A 22,504-nucleotide genomic window follows, 5' to 3' on the forward strand; every position below is an offset into this window, starting at 1 on the left:
CATCTTCAAAAATACCTCGATGAATTCTGCTACCGATTCAACCGCCGTTTCTGGCCTGGGCAGGGCTTCGACCGCCTCTTGAGGGCCTGCTCCAGTGCCACCCCTGTCACCTATGCGGAGTTAAGGGGATAGCCACGTTTTTTTATGCTTTACCATAGGTTTGCTTGATAGTATGGATAATCGCTATGGATATCAGGCGGCTTGAAGCCTTTAAAAAGGTGTATGAACTCGGCAGTTTTTCCAAGGCGGGAGTTGAACTTTTCCTTTCTCAGCCCACCATCAGCGCCCACGTCCTTTCTTTGGAGCAGGAACTTGGCACCCAGCTTTTTGACAGACTGGGGAGGACCATACTACCTACTCAGGCTGGAGAAATTCTCTATCGGCACGCCTTGCAGGTTTTTGCATCCATCGACAGCGCCACAGCGGAGATAGGTCTTCTGCAAAAGCGGGTGGCAGGCGAACTCCTCCTTGGCGGAAGCACAATTCCGGCCACGTATTTGCTTCCCCAGCGACTGGCTGAGTTTACCAAGCTCTATCATGAAGTGCGCGTCCGCCTTACCGTGGGCGACTCCCAGGACATCATCAATGCGGTACAGGATGGCAGGCTTGCCCTGGGCGTGGTAGGCGCCGCGGCAAACGACCCTGACCTTGTGTTTTCCTCGCTGCTCGAGGATGAACTGGTCATAGTGGCGTCCAAGAAGCTGCCCGGCATGCAGGCTTTGATCGAATCCGGCGATCCCGTGATTGCCCCGGATCAGCTTGCGGCCTGGCCATGGGTGTTGCGCGAACAGGGGTCTGGAACCCGGAAGGCTTTCGAGAACGCTTTGGCCGAAAAAGGGTTGGACATTCGCTTCCTGACCCCCGTCATCGAGGCCAGGAGCCACGAAGCAGTGGTTCAATGCTCCTTGCATGGGCTTGGCCTGTGCGTCACTTCCAAACTCGCCGTGGGCCCATGTCTGACCAAGGGTGACCTTATTCCGGTGCGAGTGCCTGGCTTGACGATCCATCGCAGTTTCTACGTCGTTCGCCACGCCAAGCGGCATATCTTCCCGGCCATGCGCTACTTCATCGATTTCCTCAAAGACACTCAAGGATAACACGTCATGCTGAGCAGCCTGCGCCTGGTCGATACCGTCAAATCGGCCGGTTGAGCCGCCAAGCTGGCCCCAGGGGACCTGGCGGCGGTTTTGCGGGAACTCGACATCCCCGAGGACCATCGTTTGCTCACCTCCACAGGGGACAACGAGGACGCGGCTGTTTTGTCTTTTCCGCCTGGGAAGGCGCTCATCCAGACGGTCGATTTCTTCACTCCGGTGGTCAACGATCCCTTCCGTTTTGGTCAGATCGCCGCTGCCAACTCCCTTTCCGACGTGTACGCCATGGGCGGAGAGCCGTTCGCGGCCATGAACATCGTCTGCTTTCCGGCTAAGTGCATGCCTCTTGATGTGTTGAAGGAAGTGCTGCGCGGCGGGCTTTCCAAGATCCGCGAAGCAGGCGCCGCCATCGCTGGCGGACACAGCGTGGAGGATGCGGAAATCAAATACGGACTGGCGGTTTCCGGAACCGTCGATCCGAACAGGTTCGCATCCAACAGGGGGCTTAAGCCCGGAGACAGGCTCCTGCTGACAAAGCCGTTGGGCACTGGTGTCTTGGCCACAGCGGTGAAAGCCAACGTGCAAAATGCCATTCAACTGGAGGAGACCATCTGGCAGGTCGCCTCGCGGCTTAACGCCGCCCCGGGCGAGGCCATACAGAAGTTTGGTCTTGTTGCGGCTACGGATGTCACTGGGTTTGGCCTGGGCGGGCATGCCCTTGAAATGTCCCAAGCGTCCGGCTGGGCTATCGAGTTGACCGCCGCGACCGTTCCTTTGCTTCCGGACGCTTTGGATCTCGCCAGCAAGGGATATCTGCCTGGAGGGAGCCACTCAAACCGCCGATTCTTCTCGCCTAAAGCCCAGGTGTCGCCAGAAGCGGTTTCTTTACATGTTGACCTCATCTTTGATGCCCAGACCTCCGGAGGCCTTCTCCTGGCCGTGCCCGAACCCTTGGCCGATCAGGTCGCAAACTTCCTTGTCAGCGCCGGAGACATGGCGGCCGAAGTGGGCAGAGTGCTTGCCGAACCTACGTCCACGGGGCTATTGCGCATTCTCTAATCACATCCTGGGTCCTTCTGGTCCTGGACACCACCGCCGAAAAGTGCGAATAGGTTTCCTGCGGCATTGCCATGTTTTTTGCCGTTCAAATTTCTAGGAGGAGAGTCAATGAAGCCTGAGGAAAAGGTCGTATCCATGGATAATTACCGGAATCCCAAGGAGAATGAAGTGCCTTCAATGCAAGATGTCAATGCCAAGACTTCACAAGACATTAGCCGGATGGCTCTGTTGTTGGCTCTTCTGGCTGTTCTCATGGCGGGCGTATTGTTCTTTAAAGCCAACCAGAATCTCAACGTCCTCTCCCAGGATGTTTCCGGAATAAGCTCGAAGATAGGCACCATGGACGCCCGCATGGCGGAATTGGAAAACCTGCCCGCCAAGTCCAAGCGTATGGTCATGGGCACCATGATCATGGAAATGGCTCAGAAGGCCTCATACCTGTCCACTCAGATCGACAACCCCGAGCAGGCCGCCAAGCTCCTTCAGGCCATGGAGTTGCTGCAACAGGCCAAGCCCGAGTAATCGTTTTACGTTTCCTATTAGCCCAGCGCTGTTTACGCAGCGCTGGGCCTTTATTTTGGAGGATTCCTTGTCCCCTCGTCTCCTTGTTCTCCTGTTCTGTCTCGCGCTCGTCCCTACCGCCACCTCCGCCGCCGAGCCGCTCCAGAATCCCGATCCAGCGTATGCCCAAATGGCTGAATCGCTGAGCAGGTTTTATGAAAAGGACATGGCCAAGCATAAGGTGAAGGGCTTGTCCGTGGCTGTGGTGGATGGAGGGAAGGTGGTCTGGTCCAAGGGCTTCGGTCTGGCGGACGAGGCCAAGAATATCCCCATGGAGCCAAGCACGGTTGTCAATTTGGGGTCTGGCGCGAAGCTGTTTACCAGCCTCGGAGCCATGGCTCTGGCAGGCCAAGGCAAACTGGGTCTCGATGCGCCAGTGACGGGCGTCCTGCCGGGGCTTAAACTGGCCGGTGCCGTAAACGGCGAGGATTCGGGCGTGACGGCAAGAAACATCATGACCCATCACGCGGGTTTTCCAGCCAACTACTTGAAGGGGCTTCAGTCCCGTTCACAAAAACCCGCAGCGCTCACCCTGGACAATCTGGCCGACGTGCACATGGCCTTCACTCCCGGAACGGTCTTCTCGCATTCCAACATGGGCACGGCGGTCCTTGGCATGATGGTGGAAAAAACCGCTGGCGAGCCTTTTGCCCAATGGATGGACAAGTCAGTCTTTGCACCCTTGGGCATGACGGACACTGCCTATGTTCCGACCCCGAAGATGGAAGGGCGCATGGCTGTAAGCTATGGACACCAGGGGCCATACCCGCCGCTTGGCTCCAACCAGCCTCAAGCCGTGTCTCTCTTCACCACCGCCCTGGACCAGGCCCGTTTCCTGAACGTGCTTTTCGGGGCCGACCCCTCTGCGCTTCCTGAAGGCATAACGCCCGCCTCTCTTGAGTCCATGCTCGCCCCACAGAACTCAGGTGTGCCCCTGGATATGGATATGCGTGTCGGGCTTGGCTGGAACCTGAACCGTCCCGCCTTTGGCCCGCCCGGAACCGTAGCCTGGAATTTTGGGCGAAGCGGTGGGTTCCGTTCATTGGTCATGGCTGTTCCCAGCGCGAAGATCGGCGTTGTGGTTCTGGCCAACTCCAGCTCCGCGGAAGAGCCGCGCAACTGCATGATCGATCGGGTGGCCGAGGAAACCCTGCGCCAAGCTCTCGCCGTGAAGGGAGTCGCGCCTGCCAAGCCGGCCGGACCGTCGGTCTGTCGGTTCCTGCCCCTGGAGCAAGTGGCCGGATTATATGCCACGATCATCGGCGTGGTGCGTGTCACGGTGGAGGGCGGCAAACCCGTGGTGCGTCTGGATGGAAAAAATCTCGATCTGGATCCATGCGCGGAAGGCGTCTATGGTGTGAAATACCAGATGCTTGGCATCACCCTGTATGACGTGACCAAGAATCAGAGCGGCCTCAAGTTCTCCTTCGATGAGAATCAGGGGCGCACCTTTCTGGTGCTTCATCAGGGCGGGGAGCGCGAGCTGTTCGGGGTGAAGGTCGATCCTTACGAAATTACACCGGTATGGGAGGCGAGGTTCGGGAAATGGATCCTGGAGAACCAGGGCGACGATCTCCCCATGGTCAAGGAACTGGCCATACGTCTTGAAGACGGACTCATGCTTTATGAGTCCCGGCTGCCGACGGTTATGGATTTCAAGCAGACCATTCCGATTGTTCCCCTCGGGGAATCCTCCGGCAAGTTGGCAGGTATGGGCAGCTTCAGTCAGGCCATGGGCGATTACTTTCGCTTCGTGTCTGGACCGGACGGAGAGCGCCTGCACTATGCCGGCTACGTGTTCAAGAAGAAGCAGGGAGGAGAATCCGCGCCAGCGAAAGATGCATCCTAGGACGGACAAATGCGTTCGGACCGGACGCGAATTGTCCGCAATGCATTCAGCTGCTCTATGTGATGTCGAGAAAAGATAATTGGTCCGAGTAGTTTACAATTCGGAGACATTGGCCTAGAGAAAAAGGACCATAGGGGGGAATTTTTTCACAAGGGGCAGTCATGCGTATTTCGTTTTCTTTGAAGATCGCGATGCTGCTTGTTGTAAGTATCGCTGTGGTGAGTTTAGGAATTTTCTTCACAACCTATTATTTCATAACGGATGGCTTTGACAGCCAAGCGGTCCTCGAACTGGATGCGCGCCAAAAGGCCGTCCAGTCGAAGCTTGACGCTCTCAAAGAGGCGACACTGGCCGAATCCTTCCTTATCGCATCCGACCTCGCCATTGCCCAGGCCATTGAGAGGCGCGACGTCGAATTTCTGAAAAAGCTTGCCAAGAACATTCTTCAAAAAACCAAGATAGACTTCCTGACCATCACTGACACCGCAGGAAATGTCGTCGCCCGGGGGCATTCCGACAAGGTCGGCGATTCCGCCATGGACCAGATAGCCATCCAGAAGGGCCTCAAGGGCGAAGAGAACGTCGGCATAGAAGAGGGCACGGTGGTCAAGCTCTCGGTGCGCGGTGGCGCGCCCGTCAAGCTCGACGGAAAGATCGTGGGCGCCGTGGCCCTGGGCGAGAACCTCGGGAGCAATGACTTTGTCGACCAGGTGAAGCGCGACATGGGCGTGGAGTGCACCATCTTCAACGGCGACACCCGCATGAGCACGTCCATCATGCGCGAAGGCAAACGTGCGGTCGGCACCAAGATGGACAATCCCAAGGTTCTGGAAACAGTGCTCCAGAAAACCGGTATTTTCAACGCCCGGAACGCAATCCTAGGCCAGCTCTACGACACCGTGTACTGGCCCATCATCACGGCCAACGGCAAGGTGGGAGGCATGCTCTTCATTGGGAAGGACCGCAAGAGCATCGACTCCGCGCAGCGTGGCATTGTTCTTTCCATAGTCGGCTCCGCCGGTGTGGTGGGCCTTCTCATGCTGGGCTTTGGCCTCTTTGTGGCCGGCCGCCTCACCAAGCCGATTTCCACCACCACTGCCTTCGCTCAGGCCGTGGCCTCCGGCAAGCTCGACGAGGAATTGTCCATCAAACGCAACGACGAAATCGGCGACCTGGCCGACGCTTTGCGGGGGATGGTTACATCCATTAAATCCAAGATCTCGGAAGCCGAAGAGAAGAGCGAAGAAGCCAAAAAGCAGGCCGCCATGGCCGAGCTGGAAAAATGCAAGGCCGAGGAAGCCACGAACAGGGCCGAGGCCGCCAGGTGCGACGGCATGCTCCAGGCCGCGATCCAGCTTGAGAGCGTGGTGCAGGGAATAAGCGTGGTGAGCACGCAGCTGGCCAAACAGATCGACATGACCACTGAGGACATGGCGGTCCAGGAACGCCGCACCGCTGAAGCGGCCACGGCAATGGAGCAGATGAACGCTACCGTGCTGGAGGTGGCCCGCAGCGCGTCCAACGCGGCCCAGCAGGCTGCCCAGGCAAAAACAAAAGCCCTGGAAGGCCAGGGAGTGGTGAGCAAGTCCGTGAGCGCGATCGGGCAGGTGAACAAAATGACCGCCGAGCTCGAACAGGACATGTCATCTCTTGGAGAACAGGCACGTTCAATCAGCGGCATAATGGGAGTCATCTCCGACATCGCGGACCAGACCAACCTTCTGGCATTGAACGCGGCCATTGAAGCGGCTCGCGCGGGCGAAGCCGGACGCGGGTTTGCGGTGGTGGCCGACGAGGTGCGCAAGCTCGCGGAAAAGACCATGACCGCCACCAAGGAAGTGGGCGATTCCATCCGGGCCATTCAGGACGGAACCACCAGCAACGTGAACCGGGTCAAGTCTGCGGCAGAAGCGACCAAGAATGCGGCTACACTGGCGGAAAAATCGGGTGAGTCGCTGGTGGAGATCGTCGAACTCGTGGACGAAACCACGGGCCAGGTTCAGTCCATCGCTGCGGCCTCGGAAGAACAGTCCGCCTCGAGCGAAGAGATCAATCGCATCGTGGAGGAGGTCAGCAGGATTACCGCGTCCACGGCCACCGGCATGCGCGGTTCGTCTCAGGGCGTGACCGAACTGGCCGAACGCTCAAGGGAGCTGGAAGCTCTCATCAACTCGTTCCGTAGCGGCTAGGAGAGTATTTCGGCAAGCTCCGCCGGGGTATTCACGTTGAAAAAAGGGCGTGAGTCCCTGACGGAATAGACCACACAATGACGCAAGGCTGCCGGGATCGCTCGCGAGAGCTTCCGGCAGCCTTCCTTATTGGCGCGGCGCAAGATGGCGGCGGCTTCCGGCTCGTACACTGCCACCAGGGCCTCAATGAAGCCTGTCTCGGCCTGTTCGAACGTGGTGAGCACCGCATTTGCGGGGCGGGTGCGCCAGGCGGCCAGGAGCTTTGCCAAGGTGGAATCGTCGAGCAGGGGGAGGTCGCAGGAGAGCACAAGGCAAGGTTTTTGGTATCGTTCCAGGGCGGTGATTATTCCGCCCATGGGGCCGAGCCCGGGTTCGAGATCCAGAAACCAGGTCAAGCCGCTTGCCAGCAGAGAAGGGTCGCGCCCCGAGACTGCCACAACCGGACAGAAACGCCGGGCGAGCTCCACCATGCGCGCCAGCATGGGAATACCGTCCACCAGCACCGCCGCCTTGTCCTGGCCCAAACGGCGGCTTTTGCCTCCGGCCAGAATAACCGCGACTTCAGGAACCGTCACCGATGCGTCCATGAGTATCGGTGAAGATGCTGAAACGGTTTTCCCTGGAAAAGCCGACAAGGGTCATCCCGGCCCGGCGGGCGATGTCCACTCCGGACGTGGTCACTGCGGAGCGGCTGACCATGACCGAATAGCCGGACCGGACGGCCTTGCCCACGAGTGTGGACGTTGCCCGGGCTGTGACGAAGAGCACTTGCCCGCCCAAAGGACGCCGCTGTGAAAGAGCCCATCCGGCCAGCCGGTCCAGGCAGTTGTGGCGGCCGATGTCTTCCACGTGATGAACGAAAGCCTTGCTGGCTGGTTCGTAGAGGGCGGCCCTGTGGAAACACCCGGTCGCGTCCCAGCGGCCGGCCATTTCCATGAACACGGCAGCGCCGCGCAAAATATCTAGAGGACTGAGCGGTCCGGACCAAGGTACGGGGGGAGGGACGGCTCCGGGAGAGAAACGGACCCGGAATTCCTGCGGTCCGAGTTCGTCAACCTGTGGGAGCATTCCTTCCTGGCCCAGGTCCAGCAGGGCATGCCCCAGGGCCAGGCCGGCCAGGCCGTCCGGAAAGGCCCAGAGTTTTTTTTTGCCTCCGGACTCCAGTACAAGGTTTACGGGTATTTCAGGGGCTGCTTCGTCCTGGAAGGATCGCCAGGAGCCGTCCTTGAACTGCCTGCACGGGAGAAGCGCGAGATCGGTGGTGTTCTCTTTCATCTGTCAATCTTGACATAGTAAGGCGTCCGCTGGCAAGTATAGTGAAATTCTTCCCAACAAGGAAAGCAGTGATGAAAATAGGTTTTGTGCTGGTTTTACTCGCAACGGCCGTGATGAGTTTTACCCCTCTGGCACAGGCTCAGGAGAAAGTGTTGATGATGGCTACGACCACCAGCACAGAAGATACGGGGCTCCTGCCCGTGCTTGCAGGAGCATTCAAAAAGGCCTCCGGCATCGAATTGCGCTGGGTGGCCGTGGGAACCGGTAAGGCGTTGGAGATAGGCAAAAGCTGCGATGCCGACCTGCTCATGGTGCACGCTCCCGATGCCGAGAAGAAATTCATGGACGAGGGCGCGGGAAAAGCTCGTACCCAGGTCATGTACAACGATTTCGTTCTTATCGGGCCCAAGGCCGATCCGGCCAAGGTGAAGGGCAAAAGCTCGGCCGAGGCGCTGAAGGCCATCGCCGGGAACAAGGACACGTTCGTGAGCCGGGGGGACAAGTCCGGCACGCATATGGCTGAACTCTCCCTGTGGAAGGGCGCAGGCATTGAAACCCCGGACAAGGAGGCCTGGTATGTCTCCAGCGGGCAGGGCATGCTCCAGTGCCTGCGCATGGCGGGCGAGAAAGGCGGTTACGTCCTGGCCGACAGGGGAACCTGGATCAAGTTCGAGGCCACTCCGGAAGCCAAGAACCTGGGCATTCTCGTGGAGGGCGACGCATCCCTGCGCAACCAGTACAGCGTCATCACTCTGAACCCGGAGAAATGCGCCAAGGCCAAGCATGACGACGCGAATGCCTTCGCCAAATGGGTATCGTCCCCTGAAGGCCAGAAAGCGATCGCGGACTTCAAGCTCATGGACAAGCAGCTCTTTTTCCCCAACGCCGGGAAGTAATGGGCTACCTTGTAGACGGTCTTTCACGGGCCTTGGATCTATTGGCCAGTGGCGACGCCGAGACTTTTTCGGCCGTGGCCGCCACGCTTGAGGCCACGGCCCTTTCCATGGCGGCGGCGTTGGCCCTTGGCCTGCCTGCCGGGTTCTGCCTCGGCTATTTCCGTTTCCCAGGAAAACGGCTTGTCCGGATGGTCTCCGACGCCTTCATGGCCTTCCCCACGGTGGTCATCGGGCTTCTGGTCTATGCCATGCTCTCCAGACGCGGGCCCTTGGGCGAACTGGGACTTCTGTTCACCATAACCGGGATGTCCGCCGGGCTCACGCTGTTGGCCCTGCCCATGGTTGTGAGTCTCACCGCGTCGGCCGTCGAGCAGATGGATTCACGTCTGCGTCTGACGCTCCTCACACTGGGCGCGGATTCCCGGCAGCTTCTGCTGGGCGTGCTCTGGGAGGCCAGATACGGCGTTCTTGCCGGGGCAGTGGCGGCTTTCGGACGCGTGGTGTCCGAGGTGGGCATCGCCATGATGGTCGGCGGCAACATCAAATGGCACACCCGGACCATCACCACGGCCATAGCCCTGGAGACCGGCAAAGGGGAGTTCGCTCAGGGCATTGCCTTGGGCATGGTGCTCCTGCTCATCGCCATGATTCTTAACGCCGCGTTGGCTGTGCTCAGGCGAAGGGGGGGGCGATGAACACCCTGGTGTACGACATCCGGGATGTGGAACACCGCTATGGTGAGCGCCTGGCCCTTCGTTGCAACCGTTTGACAGTCGAGCCGGGACGGGTTGTGGGAATCCGCGGGCCCAACGGCGCGGGGAAAAGCACCCTGCTCGCGATAATGTCCTTTCTCATGGCGCCTGCCAGCGGAGAAGTGCTGTTTTGCGGCCAGCCCGGCCGCTGCGGCGATGTCGGCCTGCGCAGGCAGGCGGTACTTCTGCCCCAGGACCCTGCCCTCCTTGGCCGGCGTGTTGAGGCCAACGTGCTCTACGGGCTGCGGGCCAGGGGCGGAGTGGACAATGGGGCCGCCTCCAGGGCCTTGGAATTGGTGGGGCTTGAGCCAAAGCGCTATTTGCGGCGGTGGTGGTGGGAACTTTCCGGCGGCGAGGCCCGCCGCGTGGCGTTGGCTGCGCGTCTGGCGTTCAAACCCAAAGTGCTGCTTTTGGATGAACCCACGGCCAGTTTGGACCCCGAGAGCGCTGAATTGGTGCGCCAGGCAGTGCTGGCGGCGCGGGACCAGGAGGGATTGACCACCGTTGCGGTCAGCCATGACAGTGATTGGCTGGACTCGCTGTGCGACGATATGTACCGTCTGGACCCACGCAAAGACATTGAAAAGCTTTCCCAGGAAGGTGCCGCATGAGAGCCGTGAACATCGTCGGATTCAAGGATACGGGCAAGACAACCCTCTGTGCGGGGATTATTCGCGAGCTGGCGGCCATGGGAATGCAGGCCGGATCGCTCAAATTCACGCACCAGGCCGGTTTGGATAAGCCAGGCACCGACACCTCGAAGCTTTTGGAAGTCAGTCCGGCCGTGGCGGCCATTGGGGAATCCGAGTCGGCCATATTCTGGAAACGGAAGCGAAGCTTCGCCGAAATGCTTCCGCTATTAGGCCATGACCTGCTGGTGGTGGAGGGGGGAAAAGACCTGGGCGTCATGCCGCGAATCGTCATCGCCCGAGACGCTGCCGAAGCCCGTACGCTCGGTGCCGGGGAGCCAGGCCTCGCCCTGGCCGTATTCGGGCCCGAAGGTGTGGACCAGACCCCGGCCGTGAACGACATCCGGAAACTGGCTGAAATGATCATTGAACGGGCTTTTCTGCTGCCCGGACTCGATTGCGGCGGCTGCGGTCGCTCGGATTGTCGCGAATTGGCCATGGAAATCGTGGGCGGAAAGGCACGGGTGTCTGACTGCACGGCAATGGGTGGAGACATCTCCGTCATGGTGAACGGCGCTCCGTTGGGAGTGAATCCGTTCGTGTCCCGCATCCTGAGGGCGGGCATAGTGGCCATGCTCGGCGAACTCAAGGGATACGCTCCCGGAGACACTGTAATTACGCTTAAGGGTTAGTTTTTACACTTCTTCTTGTGTTCGATTTGGCTTGTGTGTACTGATTTGTTATCGCTCTAAAGTGTGCAGGCCAGGAGCCGGACATGGACTTACCAGGCAGTACCCATCCCCCGGCTGCGGAGCCGAACCAGCACGAGGTGCATCAGGCTCGTCTGGAGTTGGTTACCAAGCGCATTCAGGACAAACTGGGCAGCTACAAGTCGTACAACTTTACGCAGCTGCAAAGTGTCGCCCTGAACATCTTTTTCGATCTTGCCCAGGAATTTCCCAACATGGAGGACGTGTACGCCGTATGCGTCATGATCCCAAAATCCTTGTTCAACCTGGAGTGCACGCTCTACCTGATAGACGGCCAGCACGACATCCTAAGCTGCTGCGCTTCGCATTGTCCCCGTCCGGACCCCGCAGTCCACTTTACTGATGAGATTACCGTCAAGGACGGCCATCTGCTCATCCCCATCAAGGGCAACAAGGAACTCATCTCCCAGCTGCCGTTCACGCCCCACGGGGATATAATCGGCATGCTGGAGCTCTTCCCGGGGGACAGCCTCACCGAGCACGATAAGCTTTTCTGGGGCCGTTATGCGAACCGGATAGGATTTCAGCTGCACAACAGATTCGTGAGTTTAAAGAACAAGGAGCATGTTCAGTTCATACGAAATCTTGTGAAGGATATCGGGCACAATGTCATCGTCCCAAACATGTACTTCAAACTCTTCTACAAACGCCTTGAGGCGAGAATAGGCCTGATAAAACCCTTCCATGTGAAATTTCGACGCCTCATGGCCGAGTGCTGCAGGGATGACAAGACGATCATTGACGAGTTCGAACGCCTCGATCGCGATATCGATTACGTCTACAATTCCATCCAGGAGCAATACAAAGAGATCTTCAGCCACTACCAGAACACGAGCCTGTTTCTGGAGACCCTCTTGCGCACAAGCCATTTCGAGGAAGGGCGTTACGTTCTGGAAAAGCGCAAATGCAATTTCAAGAGCCAGATCATAGACCCCCAGGTGGAGCGTTTCCGTTCCCGATTCTCGGACAGGGGGATCGAAATAGACACCTCCATGGGAGGCGTTCCCGACAGGGAGACTGAGGTCGTTGTCGATCTGGGGCTTATCTCGCAGGTGTACGCCAATCTATTTTCCAACGTGGTCAAGTACACCAGGGAAGTGGAAGAGGGTGGGCGCAAGCGCAAATTCATGTCATACGGGTGGGATATTTTGAAGGATCACTTCGGCCCGGGGCTCGACGGCATTAAACTCAATGTCTTCAGCTCGGGCCCGCCCATTGGAACAAAGCAGAGCGAAAACCTGTTCAGCGAGGGTTTCAGGGCGGACAATTCCCAAGGTGAGTACGGCACGGGGCATGGGCTGTACTTCATCCGCGAAGTGGTGCTGCTTCATGGCGGGGTGGTCGGCTACGAGCCCACCGCCCTAGGCAATAATTTCTATCTCATTTTGCCCTTCGAACCCCCGGGGCAAGAGGAACAGCCTGAGGTTTAACCGCAAATGCCTTCGCGATATCTTGACGCGGTCCGCAAGCCCGGACAGACAGTGAACCCCCTCTTCAACTTTCTCGGTATTGATTTCAGGGAAGTAGGCCCGCAGCGCGTGGTGCTGGCGCTCCCGTTCAGGCCGGAATTCATTCAGGGAGCCGGGGCTGTGGCTGGCGGGATTATGGCTGCCCTGGCCGATGAAGCCATGGCCCATGTGATTCTGGCCAATCTTGCCGAGGGCCAAAAAACAGCCACCATAGAGATGACCGTGCGCTACCACCGTCCGGTGCTCGAGGGCGGGCTTACGGCCGTGGCCGAAGTGGTGAACAAGGGGCGTCGCATCATTTCCGCCGAGGCCGTGGTCTCGGATTCCAAGGATCGCAAAGTGGCCAAAGCCGGAGGCTCTTTCTTCATTTTGGAATAGCCGGGGAACGTGGTCTGGCTCTGAAGGCGCAAAGGGAGAGCCCCGGTGAGTGGATCCTCATCGGGGCCTTTTCATTTGGAAATTGGCGGATACGAAATCAGCGTATAACCAGCACGGAACACTTGGCATGGGCCACCACTTTGCTGGCCACGCTTCCTATGAGGAACCGGTCCAGACCGGTCTTCGCGCGGCTGCCCATGACGATGAGGTCCACACCTTCCTTTTCCGCAAAGGTCAGAATGGAGTCCGCCGGCGACGAACCGTAGTCCATCACCGTTTTGGCCTCCACGCCCAGGGATTTGGACATGCGTCCGGCAGACTCCAGGCTCTTTTCAGCCTGCTTTTTAATCTGCTCGGTCAAGGCCAGGGTGATCCCCTCGCCGAAATCAATGAAGTCTTCAGCCACGGTGAGCAGAATAAGCTCCGCCTTCTGCCATTTGGCCAGTTCCACGGCTTTTTCCACAACGAGCTGGATTTGAGAGGAGAGGTCGAGACAGGCTAAAATCTTCATGGTGCACCTCCCGCCGGTTCAGCGAACCGGGCTTATGATTCGGCGTCAGCCCCGGGGAGGGGCGAATCGCCGGAAGAGAGAATGACCATGTCGCCAATTTTGCAGGAGCCCGAGACAATGCGCGCGGTGGCGTCTTCGGACATGCTCGCGGTCACTTGAGCTTCGCCGATCGCCTGGCCGGCCGTGTCGTAAATGCGCACGGTCATTCCCGGAGAAAGGCCCTGTTTTGATCCAAGAGAGAAGGCGATATCAGAACCTTCCTCGGTCTTTTTCAACATGTAGATTAGCGCCTTTCCTTCAAGAGTCAACATCCTGTCGATACGTCTGCTCAGAAGAAACCCTCCGAACCCTCCGGGCACGGCGAGAAGAACGCAGAAAACGCACGCCGCGAAGGGATTGTAGCCGAACGTGCGAGTGATGAAAGATTGGGAGGCCAGGCGCAATGAAAGCTCGTCTTCGTGAACGGTGACCAAGAACGTTATGGGACCAGAATTTTTGGAAGGCTTTTCAAGAGGAGGTCCTTCGATGACTATGGTTCTCGCCCCGGGCTTAGCAGTGCTGGACACGACGAAGGAGCCGCGCCACATGTTGCCCCCGAGCCAAAAACCGGAGAACAGGCTTTCGGGTACCAGGCTGACCGCCTCGTCCGCGCCCCGGATGCGCATCTCCTCGATGGTGGTGGCCCCGGGTGGGAGATAGGAAGTCACCGGAATGGTGGTCCCGGGGATGGCCTGGAATTCGCGCCCCTCGCCCTTGAAGCCCATGGCCAATGCATCAGCCAGGCACGCCAGGGCGGCGAAAAGCAGCGCTGCAGTTACCCAGCCGAGTGCTTTTCGGAGTTGCAGCGCTTGATAAATGTTCATGAACCCGAGGCTGCTTCCGGCGTGGGGCTATTCTTGTCGCGCAGAAGCCTGATCAGGGTAAACCCGGCGATCAGGGTGGGCACGAGGAGCGTGAAGAAGCTTCTGCAAAAGGCCACAGTAAAGTTGTCGGGATCGAGGGAGGCGGAGTGCATGCCCACGCATAACTCGGCCAGTATGGCTACGTCTACCGCGATTACCGTCAACTTCTGCCGAGTGTTCATGTCTTGATCTCCTGTTGGAATCCGGGGCCGGAGGGCCGGTGGAGTTGGGGGGGCCGATTGAACCGGCCCCCCGGCCTCGGACGGTGCGGCAACCCGGGCCCGGTGGGGTGTGGGCCCGGGAAGCATTCTACTTCTTGAAGATGTCGGTTTTGGTGATGTTCATGAACCTGAGGGATTTGCCGTCTTCCTTGTAGTACACGCGGATTTCGTCGCCGGCGTCCCAGGCGGAATCAGGCAGGGCCATGTATTCGTCGGGCACACTGAAGGTGCACAGCATCTTCTGGCGGCCGGAATAGATGGTCACGGTCTTCTTGGCCTTGTCGACCTGCGGGAACACCTTGGCCTTGCCGGTATCCTTGTCGAACACCAGGGGGTGGTTCCTGTCCACGTTCTCCTGGAGGTCGTGGATCTTGAAGGCGATGGTCTTGAAGGCCTGTGCCTGCGGATCATACAGCACGATCTGGCTCTTCTGCGTGTCGAGCTTCATGCGCAGGCCGGCCTTGGGCTCCGGACCCATTTCCTCGTAGACAGTCGGGATGGAGTAGGTCACCGCGGGCAGGCCCGTATAGTCGGGATTCATGGGTTCGGCTTTCTTGTCACGGATGATCGTCACTTTTCCGGCCTGCTTGTCGAAGGCCACCACACGGCCTTGGTCCACCTTGCCGTACTCGCCGCATCCGAAGAGGAATGCCAGCGACAAGGCGGCCACGAGAAGGGATATACGCTTCATGTTCATTGCTCCTTGGCTTGTCGCCTATTTCGTGGCCTTCTTGGCGGCCAGTTCCCTCTTGGCTCCCTGCACCATCTTCACGGCGATGTATAAACTCATGGCGGTGACGAGCCCGAGGACCAGGGTGGTGGAGGCGACGTCCATGGCCTTGTTCAGGTCCTTGTAGGCGGCTCCCAGGAGCTTCATGGCGATGGAGACGGCGCAGCCGATGACCGCGAGGCCGAAGGCGATGCGGATGCCGTAGCCCTTGATGTACTTGGTGGCCACTGCGCCCACCTGGGCCCCGACGGAGGCGCCGCAGAGCATGATGATGGCTGCCACCAGCTCGGTGCGGCCTTTATACGTGTAGGAGCCGGCGCCATACAGACCGGAGATCATAACCTCGAACAGGTCGGTGCCAACGGCCACGTGGGTCGGGCAGCCCATCAGGTAGATAAGGGCGGGCATGCGGATAAGGCCGCCGCCGATGCCCAGAATGCCTGCCAGCCAGCCGGTGAAGAAGCTCACCATGATCGGGAGCCAAGCGGAGCAGTAGATGCCCGCGACTTCCAGGTTCACCATGGGAGGAATCTTAATCTTGTGCAGGGTCTTGTGCCATTCAATGCCGGTGGCCAGAGCGTCCACTTCCTGGCCGGCGGCCTTGGCGGCCTTTTCTTTCTGGCGGCGCTTGTTGACGTCATGGAACACCATCCAGGCGATGGCGAACAAGAGGCCCAGATAGATGTAGCGCACGACTTTTTCGACACTGCCCAGGCGTTCAAGCCACATGATCATCTGGGCGCCCACTTCGAAGCCGCCCACTGTGCCCACGATCATGATGACGCCGAGCTTGTAGTCCACGTTGCCGAATTTACCGTGGCGCAGGGTGGAGATGAGGGACTTGCCCGCCATGTGGGCGATGTCCGTGCCGATGGCGAAGGCCATGGGGAAGCCCAGGATGTTAAGGCCCGGGGTGACCATCCAGGCGCCGCCCATGCCGAAGAATCCGCCGATGATGCCGACGCCCACGCCCAGGATCACCAGGCCGGGCCAGAAGATTTTCACGCCCGCGATGGGCATCAGGATATAGAGCCATTCCATGTCGTATCTCCTTTAGCGGCTTAGTGTTCCGCCAAATCGCGGGACTTGAGGTCCAGGCCAATCCAGTTCATCACGATGTCCGCCAGCACGCCGAAGAGGATGCCGATGGTGGGGATAAGGATGACTGTAAGAACGGTGAAGTACAGGTGGCTTTCATTGTAGAGATTGGCCCACCAAGCCATGATTCCGTCGAGCTTGCGGGTGTCGGCCACGATGACGATGGGGGCTCCGCCTCCGCCTGCCGCCAGGGCCAGGCCCGGCACGGTCAGGGCCAGTATCAGGGCCCAGAACAGCTGTTTGATTCTTTTCATGGTCTTCTCCTTAATATGGTGTTCTGTTACCTGATGACCAGGACGGAGCACGGCGCGTGGCTCACGACCTTGGACGTCACACTGCCAACCAAAAATCTGTCGATTCCTTTCTTGCCCCTGCTGCCCATGATGATGAGGTCGATGCCCTTGTCGGTAGCGTAGCGGACGATGATGTCAGCTGGAGAAATTCCCTGTTCCACCTCGGTCTTGGCATCGATGCCCATGCCCTTGGCCGCGGCCTTGGCTTCTTCCGCGGCTTTCTTGGCTGCGGATAAGAACTTGTCGGTAACGCTGGCCGAGTCCATGAAATCGCCGATGTCCTTGAAGTCCTCGGCCACAGTGAGCAGGATAAGTTCAGCTCCCTGTTGCTTGGCTGTTGCCACCGCCTTTTCCAGGACTGTCTTGGACGATGCCGAGAGGTCCAGTGCCGCCAGAATTTTCATACGTCCTCCTCCACTAATTGTGTGGTTTATGAACACGCTTGCGGCCTTCGATAGCAACCAATGTGCCACGAAATAGAACTTGACGGATTCATTGATGAATTCTAGGGTCGCGCAAGAATGCGCCAGGGTGTTGCTGTGTATGGCGCGTGATTGTTGCGCGTCTTGCGCATTTGTCGCGCAAGCAAGGAGAGGGTCATGGGGTTTCTCACGCCGCAACGTCCCATTCGGGGCAGCATGGTGGACCGCCTGAGCGACATGTCCGGCTGGAGTCTGCGCACAAAGCTTCTGGCCGTCATCCTCCCTTTGATCACGTTAGTGCTCCTTGGCACTGGTTACGCCACGAAGGTGGTTTCCGGCCGGTATTTGGGCATGGCTTTGGAGAGGACCACCAAAGTCCTGACCATGGGGCAGGCCGATGCCGTAGCCGATCTTTTCGAGCAGGCCCGGCAGGATATCCTCCTGTTGGCCCGTGGGGGGAGAAGCGCGGAAGCCATCCGTCAGTTCATGGGCGTTCAGTCCCACATCAAGCCCGGCGTCTACCGGGAAGTCGCTTATCTTTCAGTGGGAGGTGAAACCCAGGAACTCTTCGTGCATACCGGCCGGGATCTCTGCGCCGTGGCCAGGGAGCAGGCACACAGGATTATCAACTCAGCCATACTGGCGCCTGCCAAGATGGTTGATCAAAGACCCGGTATCGTGGATTTGCTGGATATTACGGAAGTCATTTTCCCTCCAGGACTTCTACAGGGGGCAGGCGCCGGCATAACCTTCACAGTGTACCGGCTGGTTACCCCGGTCGCGGACGCGCAGGGAAAAATTGCCGGATATTGGATACTTTCGATGGATGCCCGGGCTTCGCGGGATGTCCTCTCTCTCTACAATTCACCCCAATCTCCTTTGGCCGCATTTCCGCGCACCTCGGAAAAACGCTACAGTTTCTTCTTCGACCACAACGGATGGATCCTTTTTCAATCAGGGAATATGGAGGAGCGCGAGCTTCCACTCTCCACGGATTTGGCCCGGTCCGGCCTCACGGGGGACCACGGCATGCCGGGTTATCCCGGGGCCTTCCGCCCATCTGCCGCCAACGAAGCCTATTGGCGCATGGTTGTGGACATTCAGGCCGGGCGTACCGGCATTGAAAGCGTGAGCCCGGAACTGGATATCACCATGGGTGGCCCTGGCAGTTATTCCCTCGGTTTCGCGCCGGTGCTTTTCCGGACCGACCCGGACAGGCCTCCGGAAGTCTTTGGCGGAGTGGCCTTCATGGACAAATCCCGCCTGTTGCTGGCTGCGGATTACCGGATATACGACGTGTTGCTGGTGATATTCATCATTGCGGTAACGCTCACCGGGGCGATCGTTTTTTTTGTCGGGCGCAGCATCACGCGGCCCTTGTTCAACCTGGCCGCGAGCGTGAGAAGCATGCCCGGTGAGGGGGGACTCAAGCCCATAGACCTGCCCGTTCGCGACAAGGAGACCACAATCCTGAAGGAGTCCATCAACCATCTTGTGGAAGCGATTCTGTACCAGCGGGAGGAATTGCGCCTCAAGGACGCGCATCTTCAGGACCAGTTGCGCCGCCAGCCCCTTGACCTGGAGGAGAAGCTTTCCTCATCTGTCGATATAGAGCCCATGGAGGGAATCATCGGAGCAAGCCCGGCCATGCGCGATTTGAAATGGCTCATCCGAAAAGCCGCCTCCGTCGACCCGGACGTGCTCATCATCGGGGAAACCGGTACCGGCAAGGAAGTTACCGCCCAGGCCATCCACAAACTTTCCAGCAGATCGGGCGGCCCGTTCATTTCCATCAACTGCGGGGCTCTGGACGAAAACCTGCTTCTGGACGCCTTGTTCGGCCATGTGAAGGGAGCCTTCTCCGAGGCGAAGGGGGACCGGAAAGGAGCTTTTCTGGCAGCCCACGGTGGCACGATATTGCTGGATGAAATCGGTAATGCATCGGCCAAAGTACAGCAGGCTTTGCTCAGGGCCTTGGCAGCTCGAACCATCATCCCGCTGGGCAGCGATACGGAAGTGCCCTTTGACGCCCGCATCATCGCGGCCACCAACGTGGAACTTCTGGATTGCGTGGAAAATGGCACGTTCAGGGAAGATCTGTACTATCGGTTGCGGGTATTAACCCTGCATACACCTCCATTGCGCGATCGCATGGAAGACATCCCTTTGCTGGCGGACGCCTTTTTGAAGGAATCGGCCAAGGTGATGAACAAACCCGTGCTCACCCTTTCGCGAGGAGCTTGGGAGCGCATAGCCACGCACGACTGGCCTGGAAATGTGCGCGAGCTCAAGCACTGCCTCATGCGGGCGGTCGCCATGACGGATTCCAACATGATTTTTGTGGAAGACCTGCGTTTTGACGCGCAAACGCCCTCTTTGGAATGGAAAGTATCCTCCTCGGAACGTCCCAAGGAGCTGCCCTCGGCAGCCAGCAGCGCTCCCGACAAAAGCGCCCTGGGGCAAGATGACGGGCTGAACGACCGCCAGCGCAAAGGTCTGGTCTATCTTCGGGAAAACGGCACCATGTCCCGGTCCCAATACCAGGCGATCGTTGGCCAAAATGTTCCGCCTAGAACCGCACAATATGATCTGCGCGATCTTGTGGAACAGGGATTGCTGCAGGTAAAAGGACGTGGACCAGCTACGCGGTATATTCTGGCCGGAGACCAGTCTGGCGTGAAATGAGAGTCTCTTTTATGGCTTTGCGCAGATAATTGCGCAATACGGGAGGGGGAATGGCCGGAATACAAAGCCCGATCCTAAAAAATCTGAAAAGATTCTTGCGGCCGGTTTTGGGACTGCCAGCTGAACAGCCAGTTCACGATCAAGCGACATTTAGGTTTAAGTACACTAATTTCCAGGAGCTTTTGGAGTCAAACGCGGAGCTTCTCCGGATAATTACCGCTATTGAAGAAAAACGTTCCGGCCGGGAAATTTTCGGCATGGCATTTCTTCATTCCGCTGCCAGCCAGGCTGTTTTTCACTGTCTGCGCATGGTGCGCGGTTTTGAAAACCTTTCCGGGAGAGAACAGCGCGTTTTGCGCGATCGCATAGAAACCGTGCGCGAGGAACTCAAGAAATCCCTTGCCAGCGAACCCCGGCCCCTTGGTCCTTGGTTCAAGGATTTTAGTGAGATAGTGGCATCAGATGCCGAGTTGGTTGGCGGCAAATGCGCCAATTTGGGTGAATTGCGCAATCGCGCAGGACTCCCGGTGCCCGAAGGTTTCGCGATTACCACCTCGGCGTTTCACGCATTTCTCTCCCAATCGGATTTGGCCGCTGAAATCGCCAAAAGAACCATGTCGCTCGATCCCGCCGATACCGGTTCCATTCAGGAAGCCAGCGAAGACATTCAGCGGCTTCTTCTGCTCGCGCCCTTTGCGGATGGCTTCGAGCAACAGTTGCTCGGCCATCATGAACGTTTGGCCGAGCGTCTGGGGGGGACGCCCGAAACCATTTCCGTGGCCATGCGCTCCAGCGCTGTTGGAGAAGACAGCGAGTTGACCTTCGCGGGACAGTATCTCTCGGTTCTCGGAGTCACTCGGGCCAAACTGGCGGAAAGCTACCGCTATGTTGTGGCCAGCCTCTTTACCCCGAGAGCCATGGCTTACCGGCTCCTCAAAGGTGTTCCCGATGAAGCCACCGCCATGAGCGTGGCCTGTCTGGCCATGGTGCCTTCAAAGGCGAGCGGAGTCATGTACACCCGCCATCCCTTCAATCCCGAGGATCAGAACATACTGATCAATGCCGTGTGGGGGTTGGGACCATACGCTGTGGACGGCGTGGTCACTCCGAACCGGTATGTTGTGCGCAAACAATCGCTGGACATAGTCTCGATGGATATCGCCGAGCAGCCCGTGCTTCTTTCTTGCCAGCCTGGGGGGGGAGTCGCCCAGGCGACAGTGGAGAATGCTTTGGCCAAGCAGGCGTGCTTGACCGAGGACCAAATACGCACCCTGGCCGAGTGGGGCGCTCGTCTCGAAAACCACTACGGCAAACCCCAGGATGTGGAATGGGCCTTGGACGACAAGGATCAGTTCGTCCTGCTGCAATCGCGTCCGTTGGGAGGACCTCTCCTGGAAGCATCCCACCACCGCGGGCCTGAGCCTGCAGTTGCGGGGCAAAAGGTGGTGCTTGAGGGGGGAGACGCCGCCTGCCCAGGCAGTGGAAGCGGCGAAGTGTTCCATTACAGCAAGGATGACGACTTGGCGGGATTCCCCGACGGCGCCGTCCTGGTCGCTCCTCACTCATCTCCAAAATTCATGGTGGTCATGACAAAGGCGAGCGCCATCGTCACGGATCATGGGAGCGTAACCGGCCATATGGCGTCGCTCTCCAGGGAGTTCAATGTCCCCACCATTCTGGGCATTGAAAACGCCACCAAAGTATTGCGATCCGGCACCATCGTCACTGTGGACGCCGATAACCGCCGTATCTATTCGGGAAGGGTCGCGGAGTTGCTTGATTCTAAGCCCCAGGCCCCGACCCCCATGATCGGTACGCAAGTCTACGCAATGCTGGAGAAGGTCTTCGCCCTTCTCGCACCGCTGAACCTCATCGACCCCAAGGCTCAAGAGTTCAGCCCCTCGCATTGCCGGACTTTGCACGACATCACCCGTTACCTGCACGAGAAATCCTACGCCGAAATGTTCACGCTGGGCGACCAGGCCTCCGGGATGGGCGGAATGGCGGTTCGCCTGGAAGCCGGTGTTGGTCTCGATCTTCATGTCATCGATCTGGGCGGCGGATTGGCGGAGGGTGTGGCTGAAAAAGAGAGTGCACAGCTTTCAGAGGTTGTTTCCAGGCCCTTCAAGGCGGTGCTGCAGGGCCTGGCTGATGAAGAATTCGTGGCCAAGGGGCCAAGGCCGGTCCAGCTTCGGGGGTTTCTGTCCGTCATGGGGCGGCAGATGGTGGACGGGGCGAGCATGTCCGCTGAACGTTTCGGGGACAAGAGTTATGCCATCGTGTCGGATAAATACCTGAACTTCAGCTCGCGGGTCGGCTACCATTACGGAGTTCTCGACAGCTACTGTGGAAACTCCGTGAGCAAGAACTACATAACCTTTGCCTTCAAAGGGGGGGCGGCCGGTGAGGACCGCCGGGAACGCAGAGCCAGGGCCATCGCCCTTATTCTGGAAAAGCTGGGGTTTGCCGTGAACGTGAATGCGGACAGGGTTGAGGGAAGATTCCAGAAATACCCGGCGGATCTTATTGAAAGCCATCTGGTGCAGTTGGGGAGGCTGCTGCAGTTCACGCGGCAGACGGACATGCTCATGACCAGCGAACACGCGGTACAGGCCATGGCTGAAAGCTTTTTGCGCGGGGAGAGGGTGTTCGGCCAGAAACGGGAAGAATAGGCAGGCAGCCGGCCTCTTCGGCCGGCGCCCGGCCTAATCTCGACGCGCC

Annotated in this window: 22 protein-coding genes; 13 read left to right on the top strand and 9 right to left on the bottom strand. The window is 58.7% G+C overall.

The annotated features are described in order from the left end of the window. Nucleotides 1-185 precede the first annotated feature (185 nt). From HY795_01545 to HY795_01565, 5 genes are all read left to right on the top strand, one after another. On the top strand, nucleotides 186-1,097 hold the full coding sequence (locus tag HY795_01545) for a LysR family transcriptional regulator (GenBank protein ID MBI4803898.1): 912 nt from the start codon (nucleotides 186-188) through the stop codon (nucleotides 1,095-1,097). A 9-nt stretch (nucleotides 1,098-1,106) separates the two neighbouring features. Further along, nucleotides 1,107-2,153: a selenide, water dikinase SelD gene (gene selD / locus HY795_01550; GenBank protein ID MBI4803899.1), complete on the top strand. Its 1,047-nt coding sequence runs from the start codon at nucleotides 1,107-1,109 to the stop codon at nucleotides 2,151-2,153. A gap of 177 nt (nucleotides 2,154-2,330) precedes the next feature. Then, the gene (locus tag HY795_01555; GenBank protein MBI4803900.1) at nucleotides 2,331-2,675 is read left to right on the top strand and encodes a hypothetical protein; all 345 of its coding nucleotides are present in this window, start codon (nucleotides 2,331-2,333) and stop codon (nucleotides 2,673-2,675) included. Between the two features lie 67 nt (nucleotides 2,676-2,742). Then, nucleotides 2,743-4,563 (top strand): beta-lactamase family protein, encoded by a 1,821-nt coding sequence (locus tag HY795_01560; protein MBI4803901.1) that lies wholly within the window; start codon nucleotides 2,743-2,745, stop codon nucleotides 4,561-4,563. Between the two features lie 161 nt (nucleotides 4,564-4,724). Beyond that, the gene (locus HY795_01565; protein MBI4803902.1) at nucleotides 4,725-6,752 is read left to right on the top strand and encodes a cache domain-containing protein; all 2,028 of its coding nucleotides are present in this window, start codon (nucleotides 4,725-4,727) and stop codon (nucleotides 6,750-6,752) included. On the opposite strand, the gene HY795_01570 is transcribed toward HY795_01565, so the two are convergent. Both HY795_01570 and HY795_01575 read right to left on the bottom strand, forming a co-directional pair. After that, nucleotides 6,749-7,339 (bottom strand): molybdenum cofactor guanylyltransferase, encoded by a 591-nt coding sequence (locus HY795_01570; protein MBI4803903.1) that lies wholly within the window; start codon nucleotides 7,337-7,339, stop codon nucleotides 6,749-6,751. The two genes, HY795_01565 and HY795_01570, sit on opposite strands and share 4 nt — an antisense overlap. Next, a complete protein-coding gene (locus HY795_01575; GenBank protein MBI4803904.1) occupies nucleotides 7,314-8,027 on the bottom strand; it encodes a formate dehydrogenase accessory sulfurtransferase FdhD in 714 nt (237 codons plus the stop codon). Before HY795_01575 ends, HY795_01570 begins: the two co-directional genes overlap by 26 nt. 71 nt (nucleotides 8,028-8,098) lie before the next feature. On the opposite strand from HY795_01575, the gene HY795_01580 reads away from it, so the two are divergent. The 6 genes from HY795_01580 (at nucleotide 8,099) to HY795_01605 (ending at nucleotide 12,921) form a co-directional block, all read left to right on the top strand. Further along, on the top strand, nucleotides 8,099-8,923 hold the full coding sequence (locus HY795_01580) for a substrate-binding domain-containing protein (protein ID MBI4803905.1): 825 nt from the start codon (nucleotides 8,099-8,101) through the stop codon (nucleotides 8,921-8,923). Beyond that, nucleotides 8,923-9,618 (top strand): ABC transporter permease, encoded by a 696-nt coding sequence (locus tag HY795_01585; GenBank protein ID MBI4803906.1) that lies wholly within the window; start codon nucleotides 8,923-8,925, stop codon nucleotides 9,616-9,618. The genes HY795_01580 and HY795_01585 overlap by 1 nt, the downstream gene beginning before the upstream one ends. Next, complete coding sequence (locus tag HY795_01590) at nucleotides 9,615-10,286, top strand: ABC transporter ATP-binding protein (protein ID MBI4803907.1); 672 nt, start codon at nucleotides 9,615-9,617, stop codon at nucleotides 10,284-10,286. The genes HY795_01585 and HY795_01590 overlap by 4 nt, the downstream gene beginning before the upstream one ends. Next, complete coding sequence (locus HY795_01595; protein MBI4803908.1) at nucleotides 10,283-10,996, top strand: molybdopterin-guanine dinucleotide biosynthesis protein MobB; 714 nt, start codon at nucleotides 10,283-10,285, stop codon at nucleotides 10,994-10,996. Before HY795_01590 ends, HY795_01595 begins: the two co-directional genes overlap by 4 nt. Before the next feature lie 83 nt (nucleotides 10,997-11,079). Beyond that, the gene (locus tag HY795_01600) at nucleotides 11,080-12,504 is read left to right on the top strand and encodes a HAMP domain-containing histidine kinase (GenBank protein ID MBI4803909.1); all 1,425 of its coding nucleotides are present in this window, start codon (nucleotides 11,080-11,082) and stop codon (nucleotides 12,502-12,504) included. Between the two features lie 6 nt (nucleotides 12,505-12,510). Then, nucleotides 12,511-12,921, top strand: a complete 411-nt coding sequence (locus tag HY795_01605) for a PaaI family thioesterase (GenBank protein ID MBI4803910.1) — start codon at nucleotides 12,511-12,513, stop codon at nucleotides 12,919-12,921. A gap of 97 nt (nucleotides 12,922-13,018) precedes the next feature. On the opposite strand, the gene HY795_01610 is transcribed toward HY795_01605, so the two are convergent. From HY795_01610 to HY795_01640, 7 genes are all read right to left on the bottom strand, one after another. After that, the gene (locus tag HY795_01610) at nucleotides 13,019-13,432 is read right to left on the bottom strand and encodes a universal stress protein (GenBank protein ID MBI4803911.1); all 414 of its coding nucleotides are present in this window, start codon (nucleotides 13,430-13,432) and stop codon (nucleotides 13,019-13,021) included. 32 nt (nucleotides 13,433-13,464) lie between these two features. Then, nucleotides 13,465-14,295, bottom strand: a complete 831-nt coding sequence (locus tag HY795_01615) for a hypothetical protein (protein ID MBI4803912.1) — start codon at nucleotides 14,293-14,295, stop codon at nucleotides 13,465-13,467. Beyond that, nucleotides 14,292-14,516 (bottom strand): hypothetical protein, encoded by a 225-nt coding sequence (locus HY795_01620; protein ID MBI4803913.1) that lies wholly within the window; start codon nucleotides 14,514-14,516, stop codon nucleotides 14,292-14,294. The genes HY795_01615 and HY795_01620 overlap by 4 nt, the downstream gene beginning before the upstream one ends. 127 nt (nucleotides 14,517-14,643) lie before the next feature. Beyond that, entirely contained in the window at nucleotides 14,644-15,252 is a 609-nt protein-coding gene (locus HY795_01625) for a DUF4881 domain-containing protein (GenBank protein MBI4803914.1), read from the bottom strand. A gap of 18 nt (nucleotides 15,253-15,270) precedes the next feature. Continuing rightward, entirely contained in the window at nucleotides 15,271-16,326 is a 1,056-nt protein-coding gene (locus tag HY795_01630; GenBank protein MBI4803915.1) for a sulfite exporter TauE/SafE family protein, read from the bottom strand. A gap of 20 nt (nucleotides 16,327-16,346) precedes the next feature. Next, nucleotides 16,347-16,637: a hypothetical protein gene (locus HY795_01635; protein ID MBI4803916.1), complete on the bottom strand. Its 291-nt coding sequence runs from the start codon at nucleotides 16,635-16,637 to the stop codon at nucleotides 16,347-16,349. Nucleotides 16,638-16,663: 26 nt separating this feature from the next. Then, nucleotides 16,664-17,080, bottom strand: a complete 417-nt coding sequence (locus tag HY795_01640) for a universal stress protein (GenBank protein ID MBI4803917.1) — start codon at nucleotides 17,078-17,080, stop codon at nucleotides 16,664-16,666. A 195-nt stretch (nucleotides 17,081-17,275) separates the two neighbouring features. Here HY795_01640 and HY795_01645 point away from each other — a divergent pair, with 195 nt between their 5' ends. Both HY795_01645 and HY795_01650 read left to right on the top strand, forming a co-directional pair. Beyond that, on the top strand, nucleotides 17,276-19,783 hold the full coding sequence (locus tag HY795_01645) for a sigma-54-dependent Fis family transcriptional regulator (GenBank protein MBI4803918.1): 2,508 nt from the start codon (nucleotides 17,276-17,278) through the stop codon (nucleotides 19,781-19,783). 257 nt (nucleotides 19,784-20,040) lie between these two features. Continuing rightward, the gene (locus tag HY795_01650) at nucleotides 20,041-22,455 is read left to right on the top strand and encodes a hypothetical protein (protein MBI4803919.1); all 2,415 of its coding nucleotides are present in this window, start codon (nucleotides 20,041-20,043) and stop codon (nucleotides 22,453-22,455) included. Nucleotides 22,456-22,504 lie beyond the last annotated feature (49 nt).

The organism is Desulfovibrio sp., from assembly GCA_016208105.1.
GTDB lineage: Bacteria > Desulfobacterota > Desulfovibrionia > Desulfovibrionales > Desulfovibrionaceae > Fundidesulfovibrio.

What these genes read in the sequence shown, in the direction of transcription:
- HY795_01600 (MBI4803909.1), top strand. Translation starts at nt 11,080, where the DNA reads ATGGACTTACCAGGCAGTACCCATCCCCCGGCTGCGGAGCCGAACCAG.
- HY795_01615 (MBI4803912.1), bottom strand. Translation starts at nt 14,295, where the DNA reads ATGAACATTTATCAAGCGCTGCAACTCCGAAAAGCACTCGGCTGGGTA.
- HY795_01555 (MBI4803900.1), top strand. Translation starts at nt 2,331, where the DNA reads ATGCAAGATGTCAATGCCAAGACTTCACAAGACATTAGCCGGATGGCT.
- HY795_01645 (MBI4803918.1), top strand. Translation starts at nt 17,276, where the DNA reads ATGGGGTTTCTCACGCCGCAACGTCCCATTCGGGGCAGCATGGTGGAC.
- HY795_01585 (MBI4803906.1), top strand. Translation starts at nt 8,923, where the DNA reads ATGGGCTACCTTGTAGACGGTCTTTCACGGGCCTTGGATCTATTGGCC.
- HY795_01650 (MBI4803919.1), top strand. Translation starts at nt 20,041, where the DNA reads ATGGCATTTCTTCATTCCGCTGCCAGCCAGGCTGTTTTTCACTGTCTG.
- HY795_01640 (MBI4803917.1), bottom strand. Translation starts at nt 17,080, where the DNA reads ATGAAAATTCTGGCGGCACTGGACCTCTCGGCATCGTCCAAGACAGTC.
- HY795_01565 (MBI4803902.1), top strand. Translation starts at nt 4,725, where the DNA reads ATGCGTATTTCGTTTTCTTTGAAGATCGCGATGCTGCTTGTTGTAAGT.
- HY795_01630 (MBI4803915.1), bottom strand. Translation starts at nt 16,326, where the DNA reads ATGGAATGGCTCTATATCCTGATGCCCATCGCGGGCGTGAAAATCTTC.
- HY795_01595 (MBI4803908.1), top strand. Translation starts at nt 10,283, where the DNA reads ATGAGAGCCGTGAACATCGTCGGATTCAAGGATACGGGCAAGACAACC.
- HY795_01610 (MBI4803911.1), bottom strand. Translation starts at nt 13,432, where the DNA reads ATGAAGATTTTAGCCTGTCTCGACCTCTCCTCTCAAATCCAGCTCGTT.
- HY795_01545 (MBI4803898.1), top strand. Translation starts at nt 186, where the DNA reads ATGGATATCAGGCGGCTTGAAGCCTTTAAAAAGGTGTATGAACTCGGC.
- HY795_01580 (MBI4803905.1), top strand. Translation starts at nt 8,099, where the DNA reads ATGAAAATAGGTTTTGTGCTGGTTTTACTCGCAACGGCCGTGATGAGT.
- HY795_01620 (MBI4803913.1), bottom strand. Translation starts at nt 14,516, where the DNA reads ATGAACACTCGGCAGAAGTTGACGGTAATCGCGGTAGACGTAGCCATA.
- HY795_01625 (MBI4803914.1), bottom strand. Translation starts at nt 15,252, where the DNA reads ATGAACATGAAGCGTATATCCCTTCTCGTGGCCGCCTTGTCGCTGGCA.
- HY795_01605 (MBI4803910.1), top strand. Translation starts at nt 12,511, where the DNA reads ATGCCTTCGCGATATCTTGACGCGGTCCGCAAGCCCGGACAGACAGTG.
- HY795_01635 (MBI4803916.1), bottom strand. Translation starts at nt 16,637, where the DNA reads ATGAAAAGAATCAAACAGCTGTTCTGGGCCCTGATACTGGCCCTGACC.
- HY795_01590 (MBI4803907.1), top strand. Translation starts at nt 9,615, where the DNA reads ATGAACACCCTGGTGTACGACATCCGGGATGTGGAACACCGCTATGGT.
- HY795_01575 (MBI4803904.1), bottom strand. Translation starts at nt 8,027, where the DNA reads ATGAAAGAGAACACCACCGATCTCGCGCTTCTCCCGTGCAGGCAGTTC.
- HY795_01570 (MBI4803903.1), bottom strand. Translation starts at nt 7,339, where the DNA reads ATGGACGCATCGGTGACGGTTCCTGAAGTCGCGGTTATTCTGGCCGGA.